Here is a 23,566-nt window from a genome sequence, read left to right on the forward strand (position 1 = left end):
ATGCACAACTGGCGCTGCGCCGGGCTTTCCGCTATTCGGCTAAAAATGCTCAGCGTTCTCATCGAAACCCGGGATGACGAAGAAGGCCTTGCCCGCACGCTCGCCTCGTTGATCGGCGGCGCGGTCGAGGGCGTGGTGCGCGATGTCATCGTCTGCGACACCGGCTCGACCGACCAGACGCATCGGGTTGCCGATCATGCCGGCTGCCACTTCGTGGCCGGCGGCATTGCCGCGGGAATCAGGCAGGCGAAGGGTGACTGGCTGCTGTTTCTGGAACCCGGCGCAAGGCTGGCGGAGGGCTGGATCGACGACGTTGTCGCTCACACGGCCCGGCAAACCATGCCGGCGCGCTTTTCCCGTGCGCGCGGCAGCCGCACGCCGTTCCTGTCACGGGTGTTTTCGGGCAACCGGGCGCTGGCCGAAGGGCTGGTCATCAGCAAGCGCCAGGCCGCTGCCCTGTCGAAGAACGCGCACAGCGCCGAAGCCCTTGCGCGCGGTCTCGCCACCAGGCGGCTCGACGCCGAAATCTGGCTGGCGCCGAAGAAGTGATGTTTCTCCCTTTTCCCGTTCCCAGGGAGAAGGGTGCCCGAAGGGCGGATGAGGGGCAGCGTCGGCGTCTCATCCGCATTGGCACGGTCGCAGCACCATCCCTCTTTTTCGCCGCAAAAACCTATTGTGCATTGCACAAAAGCTGACGCGGGATTAGCATTCCGTTGATGCGGGATATCGGGGTTTGGGTAGTGCCGGAGCGGTAAGCAAGCGCCGCGTCGTCGTTGCTGCCGTTCATATCTGAGGACCCCGATGAACCTTTCGTCCCCTGACAAATCCGGCGCCCCCAGTCTGGAAGCCATTGCCCGCAACGGCAGCCTGCTCCGCCGCATTGCGGTGCGTATCCCGACCTATCTGTCCGACCTGCGCGAAAATCCCGCATGGCTGCCGATGTTCGTGCTTGCCCGCACCATGCCGGCGCGCAAACTGCACTGGCTTGGCGCCAAAGCCGCGCGCCCCGCGCAGAGTGCCGGAGCGACGATGTTCAGGGGCGTCGACCTCAAGTCGATCGTCGCGGCGCTGCGCGCCGATGGCCTGTTCTCCGGACTGGTCCTTCCGCAGGCAATCCACGAAGAGATCGCCAGCTTTGCTCAGAGCACGCCGTGCTTCGGCAATTTCGACCGCCGGCTCGAATTCATGCCCGGAGAACACGCAGAAGCCGAGAAGCGGTTCGGCCGCTCTTTGCTCAGCGGACACTATTTCGAGCGCATCCTCGGCTGCAAGGCGGCACTCGCCATCCAGAACGACCCGCTGCTGCTCGACATCGCCCAGCACTATCTGGGCGGGCAGGCAAAGCTGATCACCACGCGTGTCTGGTGGAGCTTTCCGACCGGCGAGGCTTCCGACGCCGACAAGAACCTTGCCTCGCTCGGCAAATATCATTTCGATCTCGACGACTGGCGGATGCTGAAATTCTTCTTCTATCTCAAGCCCTGCGATGCCGGCACCGGCCCGCATGTCTATGTCAAAGCCAGCCACAACAGGCGCAGCCTCAAGCACCAGCTGACGCTGCTGGTCGGCCATCCGGCGCAAGACGTGCTCAAGGTCTATGGCGACGACAGCCCGGTCACGCTGACCGGCGAGGCCGGCCTCGGCTTCGTCGAGGACCCGTTCGGCTTCCACATGGGCACCGTGCCGTCCACCACGCCACGGCTGATGATGGAGGTCGGCTTCGGCGTCTCGCCGCCCTCGCGCCGCCGCTTCCACGGCGAGCCGGTCATCCGCTGACGCCGGAGCGGATCTCGACCGGCATCCAGCGCGCTTGCCGCCGGGCAATGCGACCCTCTTTGTTCTCGGCATCATAGTCCATTGGGACCGGCTCGCGGTTGAACCGCGGCCGGTCATCCAGCGCATTGACGATGACGATCGCTCTCGGTTCGCCGTCGGTGGTCACAGCAGCGACATAGACGCCGCAGTCCCGGCAGATGAGATAATCGGCGGTGCGCAATCCGAACCGGTATCGGTGCAGCCGCGCCTCGTCCTCGACCGAGACGATCAATCGGCCCTGCGGATCGGCAGCGGCGCGCGAACCATGCCGGACACAGAACGCGCACTGGCAGGCGCGGATCTCCACCTCGGCCGGCTCGATTCCCGTTTCGAACGTCAGGTGGATGTTGCCGCAATGGCAGCCGCCGCGGTGCGCGCTCATTGGATCTCTTCCGTCTTGACTTGGCGACAGACTATCCGCCCGACGACCCGGAGGAAATGACCTCTCGAAGGCGCAGCCGCCATTCTGCCTGACAAAGGCAGCACTTGGCCGGCTTTGCCTTGGTTTACGAGGCGGCCTTGCCGCGCCGCAAATGCTCGTCCAGGCGCGGCATGATCTCGACGAAGTTGCAGGGCATGTGGCGGTAGTCGAGCTGCGGTTTCAGGATGCCGTCCCAGGCGTCCCTGCAGGCGCCGGGCGAGCCCGGCAGCACGAAGACGAAGGTGGCGTTGACGACGCCGCCCGTCGCCCGACTCTGCACTGTCGAGGTGCCGATCTTGTCGTAGGAAATGCGGTGGAACACTTCGGAAAAGCCATCCATGCGCTTCTCGAAGATCGGCTCCAGCGCCTCCGGCGTCACGTCGCGGCCGGTAAAACCGGTGCCGCCGGTGGTGATGACGACATCGATGTCTTCGTCGCGCGACCAGCCCAGCACCTTGTCGCGGATTTTCTCCCGGTCGTCGGTGACGATGTCGCGCGCGGCCAGGACATGGCCGGCCTCGACGATGCGATCGGCCAGCGTCCGCCCTGATTTGTCGTCGGCAAGGCTGCGCGTATCGGACACCGTCAGCACCGCGATGCGCACCGGGATGAAGGGGCGGCTTTCGTCAATTTTGGTCATCGGCCCCCTCTGAAGCGATGCTTCGTGTCGCGGCGACAAACCACTCCGGTTCGCGGCTGCGGATCTCGGCGGCGGCGCGCTTGGCGACATTGCCGGTCTCGAACAGTCCGAAGCATGTCGCGCCGGAGCCCGACATGCGCGAGAATCCAGATCCGGCCCTGTTCAGCAGGGAAAGCGCTCGGCCGATGGGCGGCTGGATCGCCTGCGCCGCCGGTTCGAGATCGTTGCGGGTGATCTCCAGCCAGTTGCGGACACTGTGGAAGTCAAATGCACGCGGCAGCGGCGGCAATCCCTCATTGTCGCGTTTCTCAAGTGCGTTGAACACATCAGGCGTCGAGACGGCGACGCCGGGATTGACCAGCACCAAAGCGAGCGCCGGAAAATCCGGCACCAGCGACAGCTCGTCGCCGACGCCACGCGCAACCAGCGGTTTTGCCGCAAGACACATCGGCACGTCGGCGCCGAGCGTGAGACCGATCCGGCTCAGTTCGGCCTCGCCGATGTCGAGCCCCCAGGTCCGGACAAGACCCTGCAATACCGCCGCCGCGTCGCTTGAGCCGCCGCCGACGCCGGATGCGATCGGCAGGTTCTTTTCCAGCCGGATGGCAACCGGCGGCGTGCTCTGCTGGCCGGCCTGCCTGCGCAGCGCCTCGCGCGCCTTCACCACCAGATTGCTGTCGTCGATCGGCACGGAAGTCGCGTAACGGCCCGATACGGAGAACCGGTCGGCGTCGGCAGGCTCGATCTCGACCCTGTCGCCGAAGCGGGTGAAAACGACCAGGCTCTCGAGCAGATGGTAGCCGTCGGCGCGCTTGCCGGTGACGTGCAGCGCCAGATTTATCTTGGCGGGCGCAAGCCACGTCCGGGCTGCGGCATCCAAACTGTCGGCTGCTGACGGGATGATGCTCAGTCCTTGGCCAGGCGGTATTCGCCGGTCTTGGGATCCTGGACCAGCGTGCCGTTGGTGCCGTTGGCTGCCTGCTTTTCGGTGCGCCGCACCTTGGCGGTCACACGTTCGGCCTCGCGGACGAAGGTGCGGTAGCCGAAATAAGCGGCGGCGCCGACAACTGCGAAGAAAATGATCTGTGGCATTTCAAAGCTCCTCCCTCGCAAGACGGCAAGGCAGACTGTCAAGCGCTCATGCTAGACGCTTTCCCCGCTTTTTCAAAGCCCGAAGCGCGCCCACAATGCGCGCTCTTCCGCCGCATCGATCACGCCCCTTGCGGCGGCGGCGGCAATATCGGGCGCTGAAAAGTTCGAGCCGAACAGGCCGATGCGGCCAAACAGGCCACGCGGCGCGGTGACCAGCCTGAGCTGGGTTTTCGCGCCGAAGCGGGTTTTCAGTACCGTGCGCATGTCGCTCAACGCATCGACGAGGCCAAGCTCCAGCCCTTTCTTGCCGGTCCAGAACAGGCCGGTGAACAGGTCCGGATCGTCCTTCAGCTTGGTGCCACGGCGTTCCCTGACCAGGTCGATGAAGGTCTCGTGCACTTCCAGCTGCAGCGCCTTCAGGCGCTCGACGTCTTCCCTCTTCTCCGGCTTGAACGGGTCGAGCACCGCCTTGTTCTGGCCGGCGGTGTGGACACGGCGCTCGACACCGATCTTCTTCATCAACTCGGGAAAGCCGAACGAGGCCGAGACGACACCAATCGAACCGACGATGGAGGACGGATCGGCAAAGATCTCGTCGCCGGCGACCGCGATCATGTAGCCGCCCGAGGCCGCCACATCCTCGACAAAGACCAGCACCTTTTTGTTCTTCTCGACCGCGAGGTCGCGGATGCGCTTGAAGATCAGCCGCGACTGCACCGGCGAGCCGCCAGGCGAATTGATTGAAATGGCGACGGCGGGCGCATCGAACAGGAACGCCTTTTCGATGAGGGCGGCGGTGGACGCCAAGGACAGGCTCGGCCGGAACGGGCCGCCGCCGGCCATGATGGTGCCATGCAGCCTGATGACGGGAATGGTGACGACGCTGGATCGCCAGGATTTCGGCAGCAGGCGGTTGAAAAGGCGTTTCACGAGGTGGCTGTCTCCAAATGGCTTCAACGCATGTAGGGATTTGCCGGTCAACGGCAATGCTGCAATCCATCTCAGCCAACTGTGTGCCGGTTTTGCGGCAACGACACTGACGGGCCTAAATCAATCGCCAAACAGCGACGCCAGTCCGTTGTTGATCATCTCGGTTCGTTCCGACGGGCCGTCGCCCGTTTGCCCATGCAGCATCAAAGGCGGGCGGATCGACAGCTTGCCGCGCGCGCCGAGCGCTGCCCTGACCACAATGCGGATTGCGGCTGCTTCCGGGCGCGGATGCACGGCCAGCATCTCGGCGTCGCCGAAGCGGCCCGACAGCGCATCGAGGAGGTCGCCAAGCTGTTCCGGCCGCGCAATGACGGCCAGGCCCCCGCGCGGCTTGGCGACGGCAGCCGCACTTCGGATCCAGCTCTCGAACAGCCCGTCGTCCATGACATGCGCTTGCCGCCGCAGCGGATCTGGCGTGGCGCGGTCCTGCGCCGCGTTGAAGGGCGGGTTCATGATGACGAAATCGAAGGAATTGTCGGCAAGGCCGGCTTGCGTCCGCGCCCGGCCCGACAGCGTGACGTCGGCGGTCAGCACCGAGGCGCGATTGCCGAGATGCGCATTGCCGGGATGGGCGAGCGTGGTTGTGGCGAAGCCTGCCATCTCGGTCGACCGTTCGACGAGCACGACCTGCGCCTCTGGGCAGCGCGACAGCACGGCAAGACCCGCCGCACCGGCGCCGGCGCCGAAATCGGCGAGGCGTCCAGCAAAGCCGGATGGAACTGCTGCCGCCAGCATCATGGCATCCATCCCGGCGCGATGCCCTGTCCTGGGCTGGACCAGCCAGAAGCGGCCGCGATGGAAGGCATCGACCGTATGGGCCGGCGTATCGCTGGTAAGCGCGCTCGCTTCAGCCATTATGTCTGGCGGATTTCGTTCTCGATGCCGGCGTCTTTCAAGATGCGCCGCGCCTGATCGGCCTGGTCGGCATCGACCATGACGCGCTTCTGCAAAAGACCGATCGACCCTTCGAGAATGCTCATGTTCTGGTCGGCGACGAAGCAGGCAATCCCGGCATCGCGCATCAGCGATTCGACAAAGGAGATGATCACGGCATCGTTGGTGCGCACGAGTTCTATCATCGGACGAAGTTCGCAGGTTGCAGCGTTGATGTAAACGCTGGAGCATGGCGCCGAAAAGTGTGGAGCGGTTTTCGGGCAACGGCATGCGGTCGCTAAGGTTGACACGCCGTCACCGCAGCCGCGCCAATTCGCCTCTTGCCGTGCCCGTATGTGCCGCCCTAGAGTCCCAGGCGGGACCAGGGTGCCGTCGCACGCGTGATCAAAGACGGGAGTGTTTGTTGGTGGGTGTCGTTCTCAACATCGAAAACGGGAAGCGGGAACCCGCCTCCATCAAGGATCTCATCGACCTGACAGCAGCCGATATGGGGCGCGTCAACAAACTGATCCTGTCCAAGGCCGGCTCCGACGTCGAGATGATCCCGGAGGTCGCCAATCATCTGATCTCGTCGGGCGGCAAAAGGCTGCGTCCCATGCTGACGCTCGCGGCGGCCCAGATGTTCGGCTATTCCGGCGAGGGCCACGTCAAGCTCGCCACCGCGGTCGAGTTCATGCACACCGCCACGCTGCTCCATGACGACGTCGTCGACGAGAGCGGCATGCGGCGCGGCAAAAAGACTGCCCGCATGATCTGGGGCAACCAGGCGAGCGTGCTGGTCGGCGATTTCCTGCTCGGCCAGGCTTTTCGCATGATGGTCGATGTCGGTTCGCTGGAAGCGCTCGACATCCTGTCCAGCGCCGCCTCGATCATCGCCGAGGGCGAGGTGATGCAGCTGGCGGCCGCCAAGAACCTCGATACCACCGAGGACGAGCATTTCGCCGTCATCAAGGCCAAGACCGCGGCGCTGTTCTCGGCTGCCGCCGAGGTCGGTCCGGTCATCGCATCGGCGACGCGCAACGATCGCGCCGCATTGCGCTCCTACGGCATGAATCTCGGCCTTGCCTTCCAGCTCATCGACGATGCGCTGGATTATGGCGGCTCCAGCCAGGAGCTGGGCAAGAATGTCGGCGACGATTTCCGCGAAGGCAAGGTTACGCTGCCGGTCATCCTCGCCTACCGGCGCGGCACCAAGGCCGAGCGCACCTTCTGGAAGCGCGCCATCGAGGACAATGTCACCGACGATGCCGGACTGGAAAAGGCCATCGGCCTGATGACCCGCCATGGCGCCATTGCCGACACCATCGGACGGGCCCGCCATTTCGGCGAGATCGCCCGTGACGCGCTGGCGCCGCTGGAGGCGACGCCGCAGAAATCGGCGCTGATCGACGTCATCGACTTCTGCATCAGCCGGGTGAACTGATCCGCGCCTGGCGCCAAAGAAAGTTTGCATGCAAAATCGGGCAATCACCGCTCGACAATCGGCAGCAGTGCAAATTATCTATAAAACATGGCAAAGACCGCAGACGACACCATCGCCATGCGCATCAGCAAGGTGCTGGCGGATCGCATCATATCGGGTGCGATCGAACCCGGCGCCCGGCTGCGGCAGGATCACATCGCCGAGGAATTCCAGACCAGCCATGTCCCGGTGCGCGAGGCCTTTCGGCGCCTAGAGGCGCAAGGGCTGGCGGCCAGTGAGCCCAGGCGGGGCGTACGCGTCGCCGCCTTCGACCTCGGCGAAGTCAGGGAAGTCGCCGAAATGCGCGCAGCCCTCGAAGTGCTGGCGCTGCGCCATGCCGCGCCGCATCTGACGGCTTCCATTCTCAATCTTGCCGAAGAAGCCACAAAGGCCGGCGACAAATCCCGCGATGTCCGCTCTTGGGAGGAGGCCAACCGCACCTTCCACCGGCTGATCCTGGCGCCCTGCGGCATGCCGCGGCTCATCGCCACCATCGACGATTTGCACGCCGCAAGCGCCCGCTTCCTGTTCGCCGCATGGCGCTCGGAATGGGAAATCCGCACCGACCAGGATCATCGCGCGATCCTGAGCGCGCTGCGGCAAGGCAACACCGAATCGGCCGCGGCCACGCTTGGCCGGCACGTCCAGTGGATCGGCCAGAAACCGGTCAAGACCGCGTCGGGCAAGATGCGCGAAGCGTTTGCCATCGTCGGGTAGGGACGAAGGGACAAGTCGTCGGATTCCGCGCGTAGCGATCCTTCACACCCCCCTCTGTCCTGCCGGACATCTCCCCCGCAAGGGGGGAGCTCAACAGCTTTGCCGTTGCGTTAGTCCTGCAACGTCGGCCATTGGCGAAAGCAAAGGCGACATCCGATCTCCCCACTTGCGGGGGAGATGGCCGGCAGGACAGAGGGGGGTGCTGTCCCGCCAGCCTTTCCAAATGTCCTTTATTCGACACGCAAGCCCAAGCCTTTAGGGGTGAGGGTTGCCATTCCCGCGCAAATATGGATTCGATGATAGATCGAACAATAAAATTATCTATAATTTCAAACCAGCTAGGAAGCAACCATGACCGACATCGCCTTTTCGCCGTCCAAGCCGTCCTTCAGCCCGTTGCGCCTGCAAACCCGCTCGCATAGCTGGCAGGCCGCGGCCGTCGTCCTCGGTACGCTGTTTCTGGCGCTGTTGTCCCAGATCGAGGTGCCGATGGTGCCGGTGCCGGTCACCATGCAGACCTTCGCCGTGACGCTGGTCGGCGCACTTTATGGCTGGCGGCTTGGCGCCATGACCATCATCGCCTGGCTCGCCGAGGGCGCCGTGGGCTTTCCTGTCCTGTCCGGAGGGGCAGCGGGCGCGTCGTATTTCGTCGGGGCAACGGGCGGTTATCTCTTCGCCTTCCCGCTCGTCGGCGCGCTTGTCGGCTGGCTGGCCGAGCGCGGCTGGAACGGCAACCGCGTGCTGCTCGCCTTCGCCGGCATGGTCCTCGGCAACCTCGCCTGCCTGGTTCTCGGAACGGCCTGGCTCGCCGTCATGATCGGCCTCGAACAGGCCATCGCCTTCGGTTTCCTGCCGTTCCTCGTCGGCGGCCTGCTGAAATCGGCGCTCGGCGCCGCGACGCTCAAGCTGTTTTCCGGTAAGGCGGACCCGGCAGGAGCATGATCCCGAAAAATGAGTCCGGTTTTCGGAAGAGATCATGCTCAAACAAAAAGATGGAGCCCCATCCCGATACCATCGGGATGGAACAGGCTCCGCTGGCGCGTCCTGACCGATGACCGTCCGGCTGCGCTCCCACCATCTGCTTTGCCTGCTGACCTATATCGGCGAAGGGTACAGCGCAGCCTTCGTCGCCAACTATGACGTGATCGCGAAACGTCTGGGCCGGGGCGAGGATATTCTGATCGTCTCCGGCCCCGACGACATCTGTCGGCCGCTGCTCGGCGAGGCCGAGCCCCACTGCTTGCGCGAAAGCGCCGCAGGCCGCGACGAGCTGGCAGCACGCGATGTCGGCAAGCTGCTGGCCCGGCCGATCCGGGCCGGCGTCCGCTTCAGCCTCGACGCGGCAACGCTTGCCGCCTTGCGCGCGGCCTTTTCAGCCGGCGTGACGCGTGAGGCCTGCCAGGGTTGCGAGTGGGCCGGCCTGTGCAGCACGATAGCGGCAGGCGGATATCGCGATGTCAGGCTGTAGCTCCCAACCCCGATCTGCTATTATCTCGAACCGACAGTGTGTGTCGCCATGGTTTGTTAATCGGGTGACCCGATTGTGAATTCGGCCCGGATTGAAGCCTGACCCCAAAAAGGCCATGCTTTGTCAGGAAACATCGAGTCTATGGCTTCTCCGCGCCGACGCGGGATGGCGCTTGGCTGAAAGGGATACGATGCGGCAAGGACGTGCGCGCTGGCTCGCGGGGCTGGCAATTGTGGCAGGGATGGCGATTTCTCCGCTGCCTGCCTACGCCAAGGAATCGACCGACCCGGTCAAGATCACCTCCTTCTCGGGCGCCTATCTCGCCGCCCGCATCGCCGAAGGCGACAACGACCTCGACAATGCCATCGCTTATTACAAGCAGGCGCTCGCCTTCAATCCCGGCGACACCTCGCTGCAGCAAAGCCTGATGCTGTCGCTGATCGCGCAAGGCCGCTTCGAGGAATCGCTGGTCTATGCCGACAAGCTCAAGGCAGTTCCCGACGTCGAGCGCTTCTCGCGTCTGGCTCTGGCGGTCGATTCCTTCCACAAGAAGGATTTCACCAAGGCGCAGTACTGGCTCAAGCTGTCGCTCGAATCCGATCTCGACCGGCTGATTTCCGGCGTCATGTCCGGCTGGGCACAAGAGGGCGCCGGCGACCCCACCGGGGCGATGGCCTCGATCGACAAACTGCAGGGGCCTGACTGGTTCGGCCTGTTCAAGTCCTTCCACCGCGCGCTGATCGCCGATGCCGCAGGCCTGTCGGACAAGGCCGACGCGCTTTATGACGCGACCCTGACCGACGTCACGGCCGGCGGTGCCGCGCCCGAGACATGGATGCGCAACGCCCAGGCCTACGCGTCTTTCCTGGCGCGCAAGGGCAACAAGAACAAGGCGCTCTACGTGCTCGACAAGGCCGAGGCGTTCGCGCCCGGCAAGCTCGACATCCAGGCGCTTCGCGACAGGATCAGCAAGGGCGACAAGATCGAGCCCTTCGTCGCCAGTCCCTCCGAAGGCGCCGCTGAAATCCTGCTCGACCTCGCCATCGCGCTCAATCGCGGCGGCGGCGAGCCGTTCGTGCGCCTCTATCTGCAATATGCGCTCGCGCTCAAGCCCGACAGCGACGCCGCTTTGGTGCAGCTTGCCGCCGTTGCGGAGCAGTTGAAGGACGGCGAAGGCGCCATTGCCCTCTATAGCCGCATTCCAGCCTCTTCGCCTCTGAAAGAGCTTTCCGACCTGCAGCTCGGCCTCAACCTTGCCGATCTCAACCGTCACGACGAGGCGATCGCCCATCTGAAGACATTCGTCGAAGCTCACCCCGATGACATGCGCGCCTATCTGGCGCTCGGCGGGGTCTATGCCTCGAAGGAGGATTTCCGCTCCGCCGCCACTCTCTATGACAAGGCGGTCGCGGTGCTGAAGACGCCGACCAATGCCAACTGGAACATCTACTATCAGCGCGGCATCGCCTATGAGCGGCTGAAGGAATGGCCCAAGGCCGAACCGAACTTCCTCAAGGCGCTGGAACTGTTCCCCGACCAGCCGCAGGTGCTGAACTATCTCGGCTATTCCTGGGTCGACATGAACATGAACCTCAAGGAAGGCCTGGCGATGATCCAAAAGGCCGTCGACCTCAGGCCGAGCGACGGCTACATAGTCGATTCGCTGGGCTGGGCCTATTTCCGCATGGGCCGGTTCGACGACGCCGTGCGCGAAATGGAGCGCGCCGTGTCGCTCAAGCCGGAAGATCCGGTGCTCAACGACCATCTCGGCGATGCCTATTGGCGCGTCGGCCGCAAGCTCGAAGCCACTTTCCAGTGGAACCAGGCGCGCGACCTGAAGCCGGATCCCGATGTGCTTGCCATTTTGCAGCAGAAGCTGATGAAGGGCCTGCCGCCGATCGAATCCAACACGGCGCAGGAAACCCCGAAGGTCAAGCCGGCCACCCCGCCAGCGCCGAAGGGGTGATCGGGCCATACTTCTGATGAAACGGGGCTCGCTGAGCCCCGTTTTTGTTTCGGCTTGGCGTCTTAGAGCAATTCCAGGAAAAGTGTGCGCGGTTTTCCGCTCGGAATTGCGACAGAAACAAAGAGATAGAGACGCCCTATCGCGATCGTCATTCTATGGCGGAGCAAGGAGCGAAGCGACGGGGCGCAGACCCAGCGTTGGCGCTCATTCTAGAACAGCTTTCGGTAGACGACGAAGCCCGAGAGATCGCCGATCTTGTCGTAGAGCTTCATCGCCGTGTGGTTGGTTTCGTGTGTCAGCCAGTAGACGCGGCTGGAGCCTGCGGTTTGCGCCCTGGTATAGACGTCTTCGATCAGTGCCCGGCCGACGCCCTTGCCGCGCGACGCCTCATTGGTGAAGAGGTCCTGCAGATAGCAGTGCGGTGATAGAGATAGTGGACAAGACCGAGAAGCTTGCCTTCGCTCTCCGCGACCAGCGCATGCATAGGCTCATAGGCATCGAAGAAGCGCGACCATGTCATTGCAGTGATGTCACCGGGCAGGGCGGTCTCGCCCGAGCGGCCGTAAAACGCATTGTAGCCGTCCCACAGCGGCAGCCATTGCTCGTAATCCTCTCGGGTGACGGGGCGTACGGTGAGCTGGCCTTGCATGGCTGAACCTCTGTCGTTGAAGCTGGGCGAGCAAACGGCCACCGGCACCGTCCGGCAATGGGCCAGTCCGAAGCAAAGCGTTCAACCTCTCATCAAGGCGGCGATAGGCGCTGCCTTGACGCTAGCCGGCCCGGCAACTAGGGAATGGCATCATTTCAGCGCTTTCCGAGGCCGCCGTGACGTCAGACAGTCCAGCCCATATACATCCCAGCCGCTCGTTCCAGGGGCTGATCCTGACCCTGCACAATTACTGGGCCGCCTATGGCTGCGTCATCCTGCAGCCTTACGACATGGAAGTCGGCGCCGGCACCTTCCATCCGGCCACCACGCTGCGCGCGCTCGGGCCCAAGGGCTGGAACGCCGCCTATGTCCAGCCCTCGCGCCGGCCCAAGGACGGCCGCTACGGCGAAAACCCCAACCGGCTGCAGCATTATTACCAGTACCAGGTGATCCTGAAGCCCAACCCGCCGAACCTGCAGGAGCTCTATCTCGGCTCGCTCAAGGCGATCGGCGTCGATCCGTTGCTGCACGACATTCGCTTCGTCGAGGACGACTGGGCAAGCCCGACGCTTGGCGCCTGGGGGCTCGGCTGGGAGTGCTGGTGCGACGGCATGGAAGTGTCGCAGTTCACCTATTTCCAGCAGGTCTGCGGCATCGAATGCGCGCCGGTGGCGGGAGAACTGACCTACGGCCTGGAGCGGCTGGCCATGTATGTGCAGGGCGTCGACAATGTCTACGACCTCAACTTCAACGGGCGCGAAGGTGCTGAAAAAGTCACCTATGGCGAGGTCTTCCTCCAGGCCGAGCAGGAATATTCCAGGCACAATTTCGAATATGCCAACACCGCCATGCTGCTCAGGCATTTCGAGGACGCCGAAGCCGAATGCAAGGCGCTGCTCGCGGCCGGCGCCCCGGCCTTGAACGACAATCTGCCGATGCACCGCATGGTCTTCCCGGCCTATGACCAGTGCATCAAGGCCAGCCACGTCTTCAACCTGCTCGATGCGCGCGGCGTGATTTCGGTGACCGAGCGGCAGAGCTACATCCTGCGGGTGCGCAATCTGGCGAAAGCCTGCGGCGAGGCATTTTTGCAGACCCGTGCCGGCGGGCTCGCCGCCTGAGGCTCACTTCATCATTTCGAGGGAAATGTTGATTGGGGCCAACATCGGGCCAGTCGACCCCGCCATGGTCCGCATAGCCTGCCGTACGCCCGGCATTGAGAAGGCGCCATGCACTTGCGCGGCGAAACAGGCGCTGAGCGCGATGATCTGGAGGAGTCTCGATGCCGTTTTCATGGTCGTTCAGCCAATAAGTTCCCTGCCTGAGCGTTGGTCGCTTCAGCGCTGCGTTTGGTTCATGGAAATCTTTGATCCAAGGACGGGCGGGCTGGTTGCGGCCCGACAGGGGCGGTCAAAATTTCTGGAAACAGCGGTCAGCCGAGTTGCTATGCCCTCTTACCTCCCCCTAGATGGGGGAGGTCGCCGCGAAGCGGCGGGTGGGGGTGACAGCGCGACGTTTCCATGCCAAAACTCGATCGATTCAAGCTGCAGTCTGCGCAAAGGCTTCGCGCGGCGATGACCGACGAGGAACGCATCCTGTGGCGGCATCTGTGGCGCATTCCAGTAGAAGGCACTCATTTTCGCAGGCAGGCGTCGGTAGGCGTTTACTTCCCTGATTTCACCTCCCACCGGCTGAAGCTGATCATTGAGGTGGACGGTGTCCATCACAGCTTCGATGGCCAACAGCACCATGACGAACGTCGAACGAAATGGTTTGAGAGCCAGGGTTATCGAGTCATCCGCTTCTGGAACCATGAAATCAAAAACGAACTGGATTCCGTGCTCGATAGGATCTATGCGGCGGTGGAAGAACGAAAATCACACCTGCGTTTGCGCGATGGTGCCGAAGGTATCGGCGGCTGAGAGGTCGCCACCCCACCCCGGCGCTGCGCGCCGACCCTCCCCATCGAGGGGAGGGTGGGAGCCTGACCATGCCTGACCTGCTTCTAGAACTCCGCTCGGAAGAGATTCCCGCCCAGCCGCGCAACCGCAGCGCCGGAGGCGCGAGGACGCGCAAACGGGAAGAAGGCATGCGGGTGGAGAAACTCTGATGCCGGATTTGTTGCTGGAATTTCGCTCCGAGGAAATACCGGCCCGGCTGCGCGCCCGCAGCGCCGGAGGCGCGAGGACGCGCAATCAGGGAGAAGGCATGCGGGTGGAGAAACTCTGATGCCGGATTTGTTGCTGGAACTCCGCTCCGAGGAAATCCCCGCCCGCATGCAGCGCAAGGCGGCGGGCGATCTCAGGAAGATGCTGACCGACGGTCTGGTCGAGGCGGGTCTGACCTATGACGCCGCGCGCGAATACTGGACGCCGCGGCGCCTGGCGCTCGATGTCAGGGGCCTGACCGCGCGCTCGAAGGATATCCACGAGGAGATCAAGGGGCCGTCGACGACGGCGCCGGAACAGGCGGTGCAGGGCTTTCTGCGCAAGGCAGGTCTTGCCTCGGCTGCCGAGGCGCATGTCCATTCCGATCCGAAGAAGGGCGACTTCTACGTCGCCCATATTTCGAAGCCGGGCAGGGCGGCGGAAGAAATCATCGCCGAACTGGTGCCGGCCATCATTCGCGGCTTCCCCTGGCCGACATCGATGCGATGGGGGCCGGCTTCGGCGAAGCCCGGTTCGCTGCGCTGGGTGCGGCCGCTGCAGACGATCCTGTGCACCTTCGGCCCGGAGACCGAGGAGCCGGTGGTGGTCGATTTCGAGATCGATGGCATCCGCTCGGGCAATATCACCTATGGCCATCGTTTCATGGCGCCGGGTGAAATCACCGTGCGCCGCTTCGACGATTACGTGACCAAGCTGGAAGCGGCCAAGGTCGTGCTCGATGGCGACCGCCGCAAGGAGATCATCCTTGCCGACGCCCGCAACCTCGCCTTCGCCAACGGGCTCGATCTGGTCGAGGACGAAGGGTTGTTGGAAGAAGTGTCGGGCCTGGTCGAATGGCCGGTGGTGCTGATGGGCGAATACGAGGAGGCCTTTCTCGCCATTCCGCCCGAGGTGGTCCGGCTGACCATCCGCGCCAATCAGAAATGCTTTGTCACCCGGCCGCAAGGCGACGGCGAAAACCTCTCCAACCGCTTCATCCTCACCGCCAACATCGAGGCCAAGGACGGCGGCAAGGAGATCGCGCACGGCAACGGCAAGGTGGTGCGTGCCCGCCTGTCGGACGCGCTGTATTTCTGGAAGACCGACCAGGGCGATCTGCCCGATCTGGGAGAGCTCGAGGCATCGGCAAAAAAGTTCGGCCTCGATCTGAAGAAACCGCTCGACCAGCGCATGGCCCGCCTCGACCATCTCAACGTCACCTTCCACGCCAAGCTCGGCACGCAAGGCGAGCGGGTGCAGCGGATCAAGCGGCTGGCGGAGGAACTGGCGCCAACAGTGGCGCAGTCAATCTCCCCCCTTGAGGGGGAGATGGCCGGCAGGCCAGAGGGGGTCGCTTCGGCTGCCGCGACGCCGCCCGGTCTCTCGAAGAAAGAGGGAGTTGGCGCTCCACGCGAGACGACCCCCTCTGTCGCCTTCGGCGACATCTCCCCCTCAAGGGGGGAGATTACCGCGCTCGCCGGCCGAGCCTCCGTGCTGGCCAAGGCCGATCTCACGACCGAAGCAGTGGGTGAGTTTCCCGAACTGCAAGGCGCCATGGGGCGCAGATATGCGCTGCTGCAGGGCGAGCATCCGTCGGTCGCATCCGCCATTGAGGAGCACTACAAGCCGCAAGGTCCGTCTGATCGCGTGCCGACCGATCCGGTGTCGATTGCCGTCGCGCTGGCCGACAAGCTCGACACGCTGGTCGGCTTCTGGGCAATAGATGAAAAGCCGACGGGATCAAAAGACCCCTATGCGCTGCGCCGGGCGGCGTTGGGCGTGGTTAGAATATTGATTGAGAATCGTATCCGGTTGGCGCTGACACCCATCTTTGGGAGCGCTTACGAGTGGGCGAACTATCTCGATAAGAATGCTGCTTCAACGCTGGAAGTGAGGGCGGAGCAGATTTATCGCTCCGACCTCATCGCCTTCTTCCACGACCGCCTGAAAGTCTATCTCCGCGACCAGGGCGCCCGCCACGATCTCATCGATGCGGTCATCACGCCGCAGTCGGATGACCTCCTGCAGATCGTGCGCCGCGTCGAAGCGCTCGGCTACTTCCTCGACACCGAGGACGGCAAGAACCTGCTCGCCGGCACCAAGCGCGCGGCCAACATTCTGGCTGCCGAGGAGAAGAAGAAAACGCGTGTCGCCGCGACTGTTGAGCCGGCGCTGTTTCGCGAGGAGGCCGAGAAATCGCTGTTTGCGGCGGTGAATCAGGCGGAGAGAGAAGCCGGCGAAGCGATTCAAAACGAAGACTTTTCCGCCGCCATGCTGGCGCTTAGCGTGTTGCGTGAACCGGTTGATTCATTCTTTGAACGCGTTCTCGTGAATGATGAGGACCAGGCCGTGCGCGCCAACCGCCTGGCGCTGCTGGCTCGCATCCGCACGGCCACCGATCAGGTCGCGGATTTTTCCAGAATAGCTGGCTAAGCGACGGACAAGCCCGAACACGGGCGGCGTTCACACGCCGCCCGTCTTGTTTTCAGTCCTCCCGAGGCTGACCCGTCAGTCCTCCAAAATGCTGACATGCACGCTGTCTGAATAGACGTCGACCTGGATCAGCGGCTCGCCATTGACGATGGCGTTCCGTGTCGAGGAGCTCATCGCGCCACCGCGCTTCAGCATGCGTTCCAGATACGCGCGATCATCGTTGCTGCGGAACCAGTCATCGCCCTGGTCGTCGGCATCGCGCCGGTGGAACTTGTGCCAGTTGGCACGGTCCTGCCGCACCATCTGTGCTGCGCTGCTCAGCCCATAGCCGTCGCTGGCATGGTGGTCGCGATCGGAAATGCGCGCGACGTAGGACCCTAGCTCGTCACCGGCCTGCGCGCCGCCGACAGCTATAGGTGACGCCAGCAACAGGCCGGCAATAGTCAAAGATTTCGTCATGTTCATGATAACCCCTCGCTCTCCTAGAACCCGGCGCGCTCATGCCAAACCCGATTGGCGAAATTGGGGCCGCCGCCGCCAAGCCGATCGTGCGCCGGGGCGTCGATCCGCGTCAAGCGGCATGGATCGGCCGACTGTCTTGGCCGACTGTTTTGGCTGAATGGCCTACTCGGCTTTGCCGACGCCCTCGATCAGCTGCTGCGGTGTTGCTGCCGGCTGCGGCGCTGCCGGTTGCGACTCGGGCTTGCCGTTCGATGCCGTTGCAGTTCCGGCTGGTGCGGTCTCTGCCGTCGGCTCAGTTGCCGGCGCCGCGGCGCTCGCCCTGGCCGGAGCCGGCGCGGCGAAGGCGCCGCCGACGATGCCGCCGCGAATGATCATCGGGTCCTGCCTAGGCTTTTCGGGGATCGCCGCGACCTTTTCATAAGTCACATCGGGCTGGGCATCGCCGAGTGCGACGATCGATGGCGACGAGGCGATCCTGACCGGTTCGGATCCGCCAACCTTGATGACCGATGGCGTCGAGGTCGAGACGCCGAGAAAGACGATCGACGAGGCGTGCGCCCCACCAGTCATCGCCGCCAGGGTGAAACCAAGCGCTCCAAGCACACGCATCGACATCGAAACCGTCCCCTTGCCCGACAAGCCGCCAGCCCTAACCGCAAATAGCCTTAACCCCAGTGGATTGATGCCGGCTTGCAGGGAAACGTAGCATTTTAGGCATTGATAATTCGCCAACGCCGGCTTGCCCGAAAACCACTGCCGTATTAGAGCAATTCCAGGAAAAGTGAGTAGCGGTTTTCCGTCCGGAATTGCGCAAAAACAAATACTTAGAGCGTTTCAGCGAACCGCTGAACCGCTCTAATGCATGTCGTTCAAAAGTGGCCCCGGTTTTGAGAGAACGACATGCATCAAAACAAAGACCTAAAGCGCGTCGCATGAATCCGGTTCAGCGCGACGCGCTTTAGGTCCGGCGCCTGTGAGGTGAAGCGAGTGGCTGAGATACTATCCGTCGGCGAAGCGATGGAGCGGGCGTTGGCGCTGCTCGAGGGCGGCGAAGTTGTCGCCATCCCGACGGAAACCGTCTACGGACTGGCCGGCGATGCCACCAATGGCGTTGGCGTCGCCCGCATCTTCGAAGCCAAGGGCCGGCCGCGCTTCAATCCGCTGATCGCCCATGTCGCCGATCTGGCGATGGCCGAGCGCATTGCGATCTTCGACCCGCTGTCGAAGCGGCTGGCCGAGGCATTCTGGCCGGGGCCGCTGACGCTGGTGCTGCCGCTCCGACCCGGCAACGGCATCCATCCGCTGGTCACCGCCGGGCTCGATACGATCGCGCTCCGCATGCCGAGGGGCTTCGGCGGCGAGCTGATCGCCAGGCTCGGCCGGCCGCTGGCTGCGCCCAGCGCGAACTCTTCGGGCAAGATAAGCGCCACGACGGCGCAAGCCGTGGCGGCCGATCTCGGCGCCAAAATCCGGCTGGTGGTCGATGGCGGCGCCACCCCGGTCGGGCTGGAATCGACCATCGTCAAGGTCGAAGGCAACGGCGTGCGGCTGCTGAGGCCAGGCGGCATCGCTGCCGCCGATATCGAGGCCGTCACCGGCATCAAGCTGCAGCGCGGCGCGACAGCCGGCATCGAGGCACCCGGCATGCTGGCGTCGCATTATGCGCCGAGCGCATCGGTGCGGCTCGATGCACAGAGTGTGGCTGAAGGCGAGGCCTTGCTGGCCTTTGGTGGCGACCGCGCCGAAGGCTGGCAAGCGGCGGCCGCCTTGCGCAACCTGTCCGCGTCAGGCGATTTGCGCGAAGCCGCAAGCAATCTGTTCGCGTATTTGCAGGAACTCGACCGCAGCGGTGCGGCGACGATCGCCGTCGAGCCGATCCCGTTCGATGGGCTCGGCGAGGCGATCAACGATCGGCTGTTTCGTGCCGCTGCCCCCCGTGACAAGCTCGACTGAGCGCCATAGTTTGCGCCGATGAACGACTTCCCCTTCGACCTCGATCCCGCTCTCATCGACCGCTTCACTGCCATTGTCGGCGAAAAATATGCACTGCGCGACCAAGCCGATATTGCGCCGTATCTTACCGAGCGGCGCGGTCTGTGGCACGGCAGGACCGCCTTGGTGCTGCGTCCCGGCAGCGTCGACGAGGTCAGCCGGAGCATGCGGCTGGCGAGCGAAACGGGAACGCCGGTCGTGCCGCAGAGCGGCAACACCGGGCTGGTCGGCGCCCAGGTGCCTGACGCATCCGGCCGCGAGATCGTGCTGTCGCTGTCGCGACTGAACCGCATTCGCGAGATCGACGTGTTCTCCAATACGGTGACCGTCGAGGCCGGCGTCATCCTGCAGACGCTGCAGGAAGCGGCCGATGCCGCCGACCGGCTGTTTCCGCTGTCGCTTGCCGCGCAAGGGTCCTGCCAGATCGGCGGCAATCTCTCGTCCAATGCCGGCGGCACCGGCGTGCTTGCCTATGGCAATGCGCGCGAACTCTGCCTCGGCGTCGAAGTGGTGCTGCCGACCGGCGAGGTCTTCGACGATCTGCGCAAATTGAAGAAGGACAACACCGGCTACGATCTGAAGAACCTGTTCGTCGGCGCCGAAGGCACGCTCGGCATCATCACCGCGGCGGTGCTGAAACTGTTTCCCAAGCCCAAGGGGCGCGAAGTGGCCTTTGCCGGCCTGTCGTCGCCGGAAGCAGCCCTTTCGCTGTTCAGCCTGGCGATGGACCGGGCAGGGGCGGCACTCACCGCCTTCGAGCTGATCGGCCAGCGTCCTTATGATTTCACGCTGCGCCATGCGCAGGGCGTCACGCGGCCGCTGGTGCAGCGTTGGCCATGGTATGTGCTGATGCAGGTGTCGTCGGGCCGTTCGGCCGAGGACGCCAGGGCGCTGATCGAGGAGGTGCTGTCGGAAGGCCTCGAGCAAGGCATCGTCGGCGACGCGGTGATCGCGGCCAGCCTGGCGCAGGGCGACGCCTTCTGGAATTTCCGCGAGGTGCTGCCGGATTCGCAAAAGCCCGAAGGCGCGTCGATCAAGCATGATATTTCGGTGCCGGTGGCATCCATCCCGGCGTTTATCGAAAAGGCTGCCGTCGCCGTCGCCTCGGTCAGCCCGCAGGCACGCGTGGTCTGCTTCGGCCATATGGGCGACGGCAATCTCCACTACAACATCTCCCGGCCGGAGGGCGGTGACGATGAAGCGTATCTCGGCCTCTACCACGCCATGAACCATGCCGTGCACGATGTTGTGCGCTCCTTCCAGGGTTCGATCTCGGCCGAGCATGGCATCGGCCAGTTGAAGCGCGACGAGCTGATCGCCACCGCGCCGCCCATGGCGATCGAGCTGATGCGCCGGGTGAAGGCGGCCTTTGACCCGGCCGGCATCATGAATCCCGGTAAGGTTATCTGATCCTTTCAAAATTTTGTGGCTGGTCTCATTCCGATAACCATCGCCTGAGATCAGCAAAATTTAACTGACTTTCTTAAGCCGGGCGGCAGAAGCTCGCGCTAATGTTTCAGACAACGAGGCCGGGAAAACTGGCCCGGTGGGATCCGTGAAAGCGGCTCTCAGGAGAAACACAGGAAGGCAGCAGATGAACAGTGTATTGAAGCCCGTCTGGGCTGGGCGCAACATGCGCCTCGACCCATTCCGCCTGCCGCAAGTGGTGAGCTATGCCACGCGCGACGACTATGGCGACGTTACCTTCACCATCGACCAGCGCGGCGCCGTCATCCGCCGCACGCTCGAGATGAGCGGCGTGCCGGCGATCATCGCGCTGCCCGCCAACGCGTTTCGCGGCGTCGCCGCCCGCGCGATGGAGGATGCGCAAGGCAACGTCACGGTAACCCTCGAACTCCTGCACAACGACCCGATGCTGTCGGTGCCGCTGCTGGTGGCCGACGATCTCGACGACGTCGCCGCCGACTGGCGCGCCTGGGCCGATGCTTACCGGCTGCAGATGCTGCTGATCGAATCCGACGGCATTGCCCGCACGCTGGAGGAATCGCTCGGCGCCGCCATCAAGGCGCTGCCGGCCAAGGATCGCCGCAAGGGCCGGGTCTCCACCACGCGCCGCCCGCGCTTCCTCGCCCGCCGCAGGGCCGGCAATCTCGGGCTGAGGCTGGTGATCGATGGCCAGGAGATTATTTCGCGGGAGTAGCTTGGCCGGCGATTGGCGAAACCGCCGATGACAGCCTTCTTCTCCCCGTCACTATACGGGGGGGTGAGGAGCGGTCCGCGTAGCGGACGAAAGCCAATTGCTTGGCTTTTCGAGTGACGAACGCCCGGCAGGGCGATGAGGGGCGGCGCTGACCGAGGCATTTCTCGCAATATCGCCGCTGTGCATCTCACCTCAACTGCAAAGATTGGCGCTGCCCCTCATCCGGCTGCCGCCACCTTCTCCCCGTGTAGTGACGGGGAGAAGGAGATTAAACCAGCGGCTTTAGCGCCACCCACAGCGCACCGCCGATCAGGCCAATGAAGATCAACCAGCCGACCTGGTTGTTGGATTTGAACAGCCGCAGGCATTGATCGGGATCGTCGATATCCAGAACCGCTATCTGCCGCGCCATATGGGCGCCGGCGGCGATCAGCCCGGCCAGCGCCACCACCGGCGCCTGCGCCGAGGCGAAGGCGATTGCGAAGCAGACCAGCGTGCCGCCATAAAGCCCGACCAGCCAGGTCTTGGTGTTGTCGCCGAACAGCCGCGCCGTCGAGCGCACGCCGACGATGGCGTCGTCTTCCTTGTCCTGATGCGCGTAGATAGTGTCGTAGCCGATCACCCACAGGATCGAGCCGATATAGAGCATGACGGCCGGGCCATCGAGATCGCCGAACTCGACCGCCCAGCCCATCAGCGCACCCCAGGAGAAGGCGAGCCCGAGCACCAATTGCGGCCAGTTGGTGAAGCGCTTCATGAAGGGATAGACGGCAACGATGACCAGCGAGACGATGCCGAGCGGAATGGCGAAGTCGTTGAACTGCAACAGCACGACGAGGCCCAGCAACGCCTGGATGACCAGGAATATCCAGGCCTGGCGGCGCGTCACCTTGCCGGCCGGCAATGGCCGCGAGCGCGTGCGCTCGACCTTGTTGTCGATGTCCTGGTCGACAATGTCGTTATAGGTGCAGCCGGCGCCACGCATGGCGACGGCGCCGACAAAGAACAGGAACAGGAACCACGGCGACGGCAGCAATGTGAGCAACGGATCTGCCGGGCGGGGATAGGCGCTGGCCGCAAGCGCTGCCGACCACCAGCAGGGCCACAGCAGCAATTGCCAGCCGATCGGCCGGTCCCAGCGGGCAAGCTGCGCGTAAGGCCACAGCCAGCGCGGCAATATCTTGTAGACCCAATGGCCGCTCGGCGCGTCGGCGACGCGGCCCCGTGCGGCTTTCGACTGGATGGTTTCCATCGTGCTGGAGTGGCAGCAGCGGCGTGCGCCGTCAAGCGGCCGCATTGTCGCTCAGGCGGTGAAAATATCGTGGCTGGCAAACCATTCCTTCGCCACCTCCGTGAAGGCCAGCGTCGCCTTCGACAGCCTTTGCCTTGTGTCATGGGTGAGGATGATGCGCTGCATCGGCAGCGGATCGGACAGCGGCTTGCAGACCAGCGGCAGCCCGTCATAACTCCTGTCGCCATAAGGCCTGGTGTAGCTCACCGCGACGCCGAAGCCGTTGGCGACCATGCTGCGCTGCAGTTCGAACGAACTCGCCGTCGATTGCGAGACCGGCGACAGGCCGCGGCTGAGGAACAGGTCCAGCATATGCTGCCAGCTGTGCGGCTGGTCGGTGGTGATCAAGGGATGGGTCGCCAGCTCCGCCAGGCTGACGCTGGCCTGGCTGGCCAGCGCGTGGCCTTGCGGCAGAAGCGCGTGTGGCCGCAGCTCATGCAGCAGGATGCGGGCGAAGTGCGAGGGCAGGCCGAGATCGTAGGTCAGGCCGAGATCGATTGCCGCATCGCCGAGCCGCCGGCCGAGCGTCTCGAAGGTCTCGTCGCGGACCACCACGGTGACCGCCGGGCAGCGTTGCGAAAAAGCGCGGATCAGCGCCGGCGCGAAATAAGGCGCCAAATCCTCGAAACAGCCGAGCACAAGTTCGCCCCCGACATCGGCGTCGCGCGTCCCGAGCCCAACCAGTTCGTCCGCTTCGGCCAGCACCTGCTTTGCCTTCGCCACCGCGCTGCGGCCGAACGAGGTCAGCGCGATGCCGCTGCCGCGCTGGCGCACGAACAGTTTCTGGCCGAGCGTCGCTTCGACATTGTCGATCGCCACCGAGATCGAGGGCTGCGAGACGTTCAGCATCCGCGCGGCCGCGGTGACGCTGCCGTGACGGGCAACAGTGACGAGGTAACGCAGCTGGGTGAGGGTCAGATTCATAGTCTAAAACTATAAGAGAGATGAGAAGTTATTATTTTACGC

At 63.9% G+C, this 23,566-nt stretch carries 24 protein-coding genes and 1 pseudogene; 13 read left to right on the forward strand and 12 right to left on the reverse strand.

Annotated features, from left to right (window positions below; genetic code table 11):
• Positions 1-45 precede the first annotated feature (45 nt).
• Both AC3CCE_RS27025 and AC3CCE_RS27030 read left to right on the forward strand, forming a co-directional pair.
• A complete protein-coding gene (locus tag AC3CCE_RS27025) occupies positions 46-549 on the forward strand; it encodes a glycosyltransferase (RefSeq protein ID WP_023684377.1) in 504 nt (167 codons plus the stop codon).
• Positions 550-801: 252 nt separating this feature from the next.
• On the forward strand, positions 802-1,776 hold the full coding sequence (locus AC3CCE_RS27030) for a hypothetical protein (protein WP_023709899.1): 975 nt from the start codon (positions 802-804) through the stop codon (positions 1,774-1,776).
• On the opposite strand, the gene AC3CCE_RS27035 is transcribed toward AC3CCE_RS27030, so the two are convergent.
• The 7 genes from AC3CCE_RS27035 to AC3CCE_RS27065 all read right to left on the reverse strand — a co-directional run bounded on the left by AC3CCE_RS27035 (position 1,766) and on the right by AC3CCE_RS27065 (position 6,037).
• On the reverse strand, positions 1,766-2,197 hold the full coding sequence (locus AC3CCE_RS27035; protein ID WP_023709898.1) for a GFA family protein: 432 nt from the start codon (positions 2,195-2,197) through the stop codon (positions 1,766-1,768). The genes AC3CCE_RS27030 and AC3CCE_RS27035 overlap by 11 nt on opposite strands.
• A gap of 124 nt (positions 2,198-2,321) precedes the next feature.
• Positions 2,322-2,876 carry a molybdenum cofactor biosynthesis protein B gene (gene moaB, locus AC3CCE_RS27040; RefSeq protein ID WP_023732120.1) on the reverse strand — a complete coding sequence of 185 codons (555 nt, stop codon included), beginning with the start codon at positions 2,874-2,876 and terminating at the stop codon, positions 2,322-2,324.
• Positions 2,863-3,756: a 4-(cytidine 5'-diphospho)-2-C-methyl-D-erythritol kinase gene (locus AC3CCE_RS27045; protein WP_023747562.1), complete on the reverse strand. Its 894-nt coding sequence runs from the start codon at positions 3,754-3,756 to the stop codon at positions 2,863-2,865. Before AC3CCE_RS27045 ends, moaB begins: the two co-directional genes overlap by 14 nt.
• A 26-nt stretch (positions 3,757-3,782) precedes the next feature.
• Positions 3,783-3,968, reverse strand: coding sequence for a membrane protein (locus AC3CCE_RS27050; protein ID WP_023668475.1), 186 nt, complete (start codon positions 3,966-3,968; stop codon positions 3,783-3,785).
• 72 nt (positions 3,969-4,040) lie between these two features.
• Positions 4,041-4,898, reverse strand: coding sequence for a S49 family peptidase (locus AC3CCE_RS27055; RefSeq protein ID WP_023687110.1), 858 nt, complete (start codon positions 4,896-4,898; stop codon positions 4,041-4,043).
• Between the two features lie 120 nt (positions 4,899-5,018).
• On the reverse strand, positions 5,019-5,813 hold the full coding sequence (locus AC3CCE_RS27060) for a tRNA1(Val) (adenine(37)-N6)-methyltransferase (protein ID WP_023806760.1): 795 nt from the start codon (positions 5,811-5,813) through the stop codon (positions 5,019-5,021).
• Entirely contained in the window at positions 5,813-6,037 is a 225-nt protein-coding gene (locus tag AC3CCE_RS27065; RefSeq protein WP_023692106.1) for a putative signal transducing protein, read from the reverse strand. Before AC3CCE_RS27065 ends, AC3CCE_RS27060 begins: the two co-directional genes overlap by 1 nt.
• A 221-nt stretch (positions 6,038-6,258) precedes the next feature.
• Here AC3CCE_RS27065 and AC3CCE_RS27070 point away from each other — a divergent pair, with 221 nt between their 5' ends.
• From AC3CCE_RS27070 to AC3CCE_RS27090, 5 genes are all read left to right on the forward strand, one after another.
• Complete coding sequence (locus AC3CCE_RS27070; protein WP_023668471.1) at positions 6,259-7,275, forward strand: polyprenyl synthetase family protein; 1,017 nt, start codon at positions 6,259-6,261, stop codon at positions 7,273-7,275.
• A gap of 87 nt (positions 7,276-7,362) precedes the next feature.
• Positions 7,363-8,031 carry a GntR family transcriptional regulator gene (locus tag AC3CCE_RS27075; protein WP_023732118.1) on the forward strand — a complete coding sequence of 223 codons (669 nt, stop codon included), beginning with the start codon at positions 7,363-7,365 and terminating at the stop codon, positions 8,029-8,031.
• Between the two features lie 351 nt (positions 8,032-8,382).
• A complete protein-coding gene (locus AC3CCE_RS27080; RefSeq protein WP_023702054.1) occupies positions 8,383-8,973 on the forward strand; it encodes a biotin transporter BioY in 591 nt (196 codons plus the stop codon).
• Between the two features lie 109 nt (positions 8,974-9,082).
• Complete coding sequence (locus AC3CCE_RS27085) at positions 9,083-9,499, forward strand: DUF1284 domain-containing protein (protein ID WP_352512924.1); 417 nt, start codon at positions 9,083-9,085, stop codon at positions 9,497-9,499.
• 190 nt (positions 9,500-9,689) lie between these two features.
• The gene (locus AC3CCE_RS27090; protein WP_352512931.1) at positions 9,690-11,465 is read left to right on the forward strand and encodes a tetratricopeptide repeat protein; all 1,776 of its coding nucleotides are present in this window, start codon (positions 9,690-9,692) and stop codon (positions 11,463-11,465) included.
• A 209-nt stretch (positions 11,466-11,674) separates the two neighbouring features.
• On the opposite strand, the pseudogene AC3CCE_RS27095 reads toward AC3CCE_RS27090, so the two are convergent.
• Positions 11,675-12,114, reverse strand: a pseudogene (locus AC3CCE_RS27095) (GNAT family N-acetyltransferase).
• 176 nt (positions 12,115-12,290) lie between these two features.
• Here AC3CCE_RS27095 and AC3CCE_RS27100 point away from each other — a divergent pair.
• From AC3CCE_RS27100 to glyS, 3 genes are all read left to right on the forward strand, one after another.
• Positions 12,291-13,235, forward strand: a complete 945-nt coding sequence (locus AC3CCE_RS27100; RefSeq protein ID WP_352512923.1) for a glycine--tRNA ligase subunit alpha — start codon at positions 12,291-12,293, stop codon at positions 13,233-13,235.
• A gap of 399 nt (positions 13,236-13,634) precedes the next feature.
• A complete protein-coding gene (locus tag AC3CCE_RS27105; RefSeq protein ID WP_352626058.1) occupies positions 13,635-14,036 on the forward strand; it encodes an endonuclease domain-containing protein in 402 nt (133 codons plus the stop codon).
• A 306-nt stretch (positions 14,037-14,342) separates the two neighbouring features.
• A complete protein-coding gene (gene glyS, locus AC3CCE_RS27110) occupies positions 14,343-16,694 on the forward strand; it encodes a glycine--tRNA ligase subunit beta (protein WP_352626060.1) in 2,352 nt (783 codons plus the stop codon).
• Positions 16,695-16,769: 75 nt separating this feature from the next.
• Here the strand turns inward: glyS and AC3CCE_RS27115 are convergent, their stop codons facing one another.
• Positions 16,770-17,159 carry a hypothetical protein gene (locus AC3CCE_RS27115; protein ID WP_488377229.1) on the reverse strand — a complete coding sequence of 130 codons (390 nt, stop codon included), beginning with the start codon at positions 17,157-17,159 and terminating at the stop codon, positions 16,770-16,772.
• A gap of 159 nt (positions 17,160-17,318) precedes the next feature.
• Entirely contained in the window at positions 17,319-17,771 is a 453-nt protein-coding gene (locus AC3CCE_RS27120; RefSeq protein WP_352512919.1) for a hypothetical protein, read from the reverse strand.
• A gap of 372 nt (positions 17,772-18,143) precedes the next feature.
• On the opposite strand from AC3CCE_RS27120, the gene AC3CCE_RS27125 reads away from it, so the two are divergent.
• From AC3CCE_RS27125 to AC3CCE_RS27135, 3 genes are all read left to right on the forward strand, one after another.
• Positions 18,144-19,109, forward strand: a complete 966-nt coding sequence (locus AC3CCE_RS27125; protein ID WP_352626061.1) for an L-threonylcarbamoyladenylate synthase — start codon at positions 18,144-18,146, stop codon at positions 19,107-19,109.
• An 18-nt stretch (positions 19,110-19,127) separates the two neighbouring features.
• On the forward strand, positions 19,128-20,558 hold the full coding sequence (locus AC3CCE_RS27130) for an FAD-binding oxidoreductase (protein ID WP_352626062.1): 1,431 nt from the start codon (positions 19,128-19,130) through the stop codon (positions 20,556-20,558).
• A gap of 184 nt (positions 20,559-20,742) precedes the next feature.
• Positions 20,743-21,309 carry a DUF6101 family protein gene (locus AC3CCE_RS27135; RefSeq protein WP_023668457.1) on the forward strand — a complete coding sequence of 189 codons (567 nt, stop codon included), beginning with the start codon at positions 20,743-20,745 and terminating at the stop codon, positions 21,307-21,309.
• Between the two features lie 268 nt (positions 21,310-21,577).
• On the opposite strand, the gene ubiA is transcribed toward AC3CCE_RS27135, so the two are convergent.
• Together ubiA and AC3CCE_RS27145 are read right to left on the reverse strand one after the other, a co-directional pair.
• On the reverse strand, positions 21,578-22,561 hold the full coding sequence (gene ubiA / locus AC3CCE_RS27140; protein WP_352626085.1) for a 4-hydroxybenzoate octaprenyltransferase: 984 nt from the start codon (positions 22,559-22,561) through the stop codon (positions 21,578-21,580).
• 51 nt (positions 22,562-22,612) lie between these two features.
• Positions 22,613-23,524: a LysR family transcriptional regulator gene (locus AC3CCE_RS27145; RefSeq protein ID WP_352626063.1), complete on the reverse strand. Its 912-nt coding sequence runs from the start codon at positions 23,522-23,524 to the stop codon at positions 22,613-22,615.
• Positions 23,525-23,566 lie beyond the last annotated feature (42 nt).

This window comes from Mesorhizobium sp. P160187, assembly GCF_057766425.1.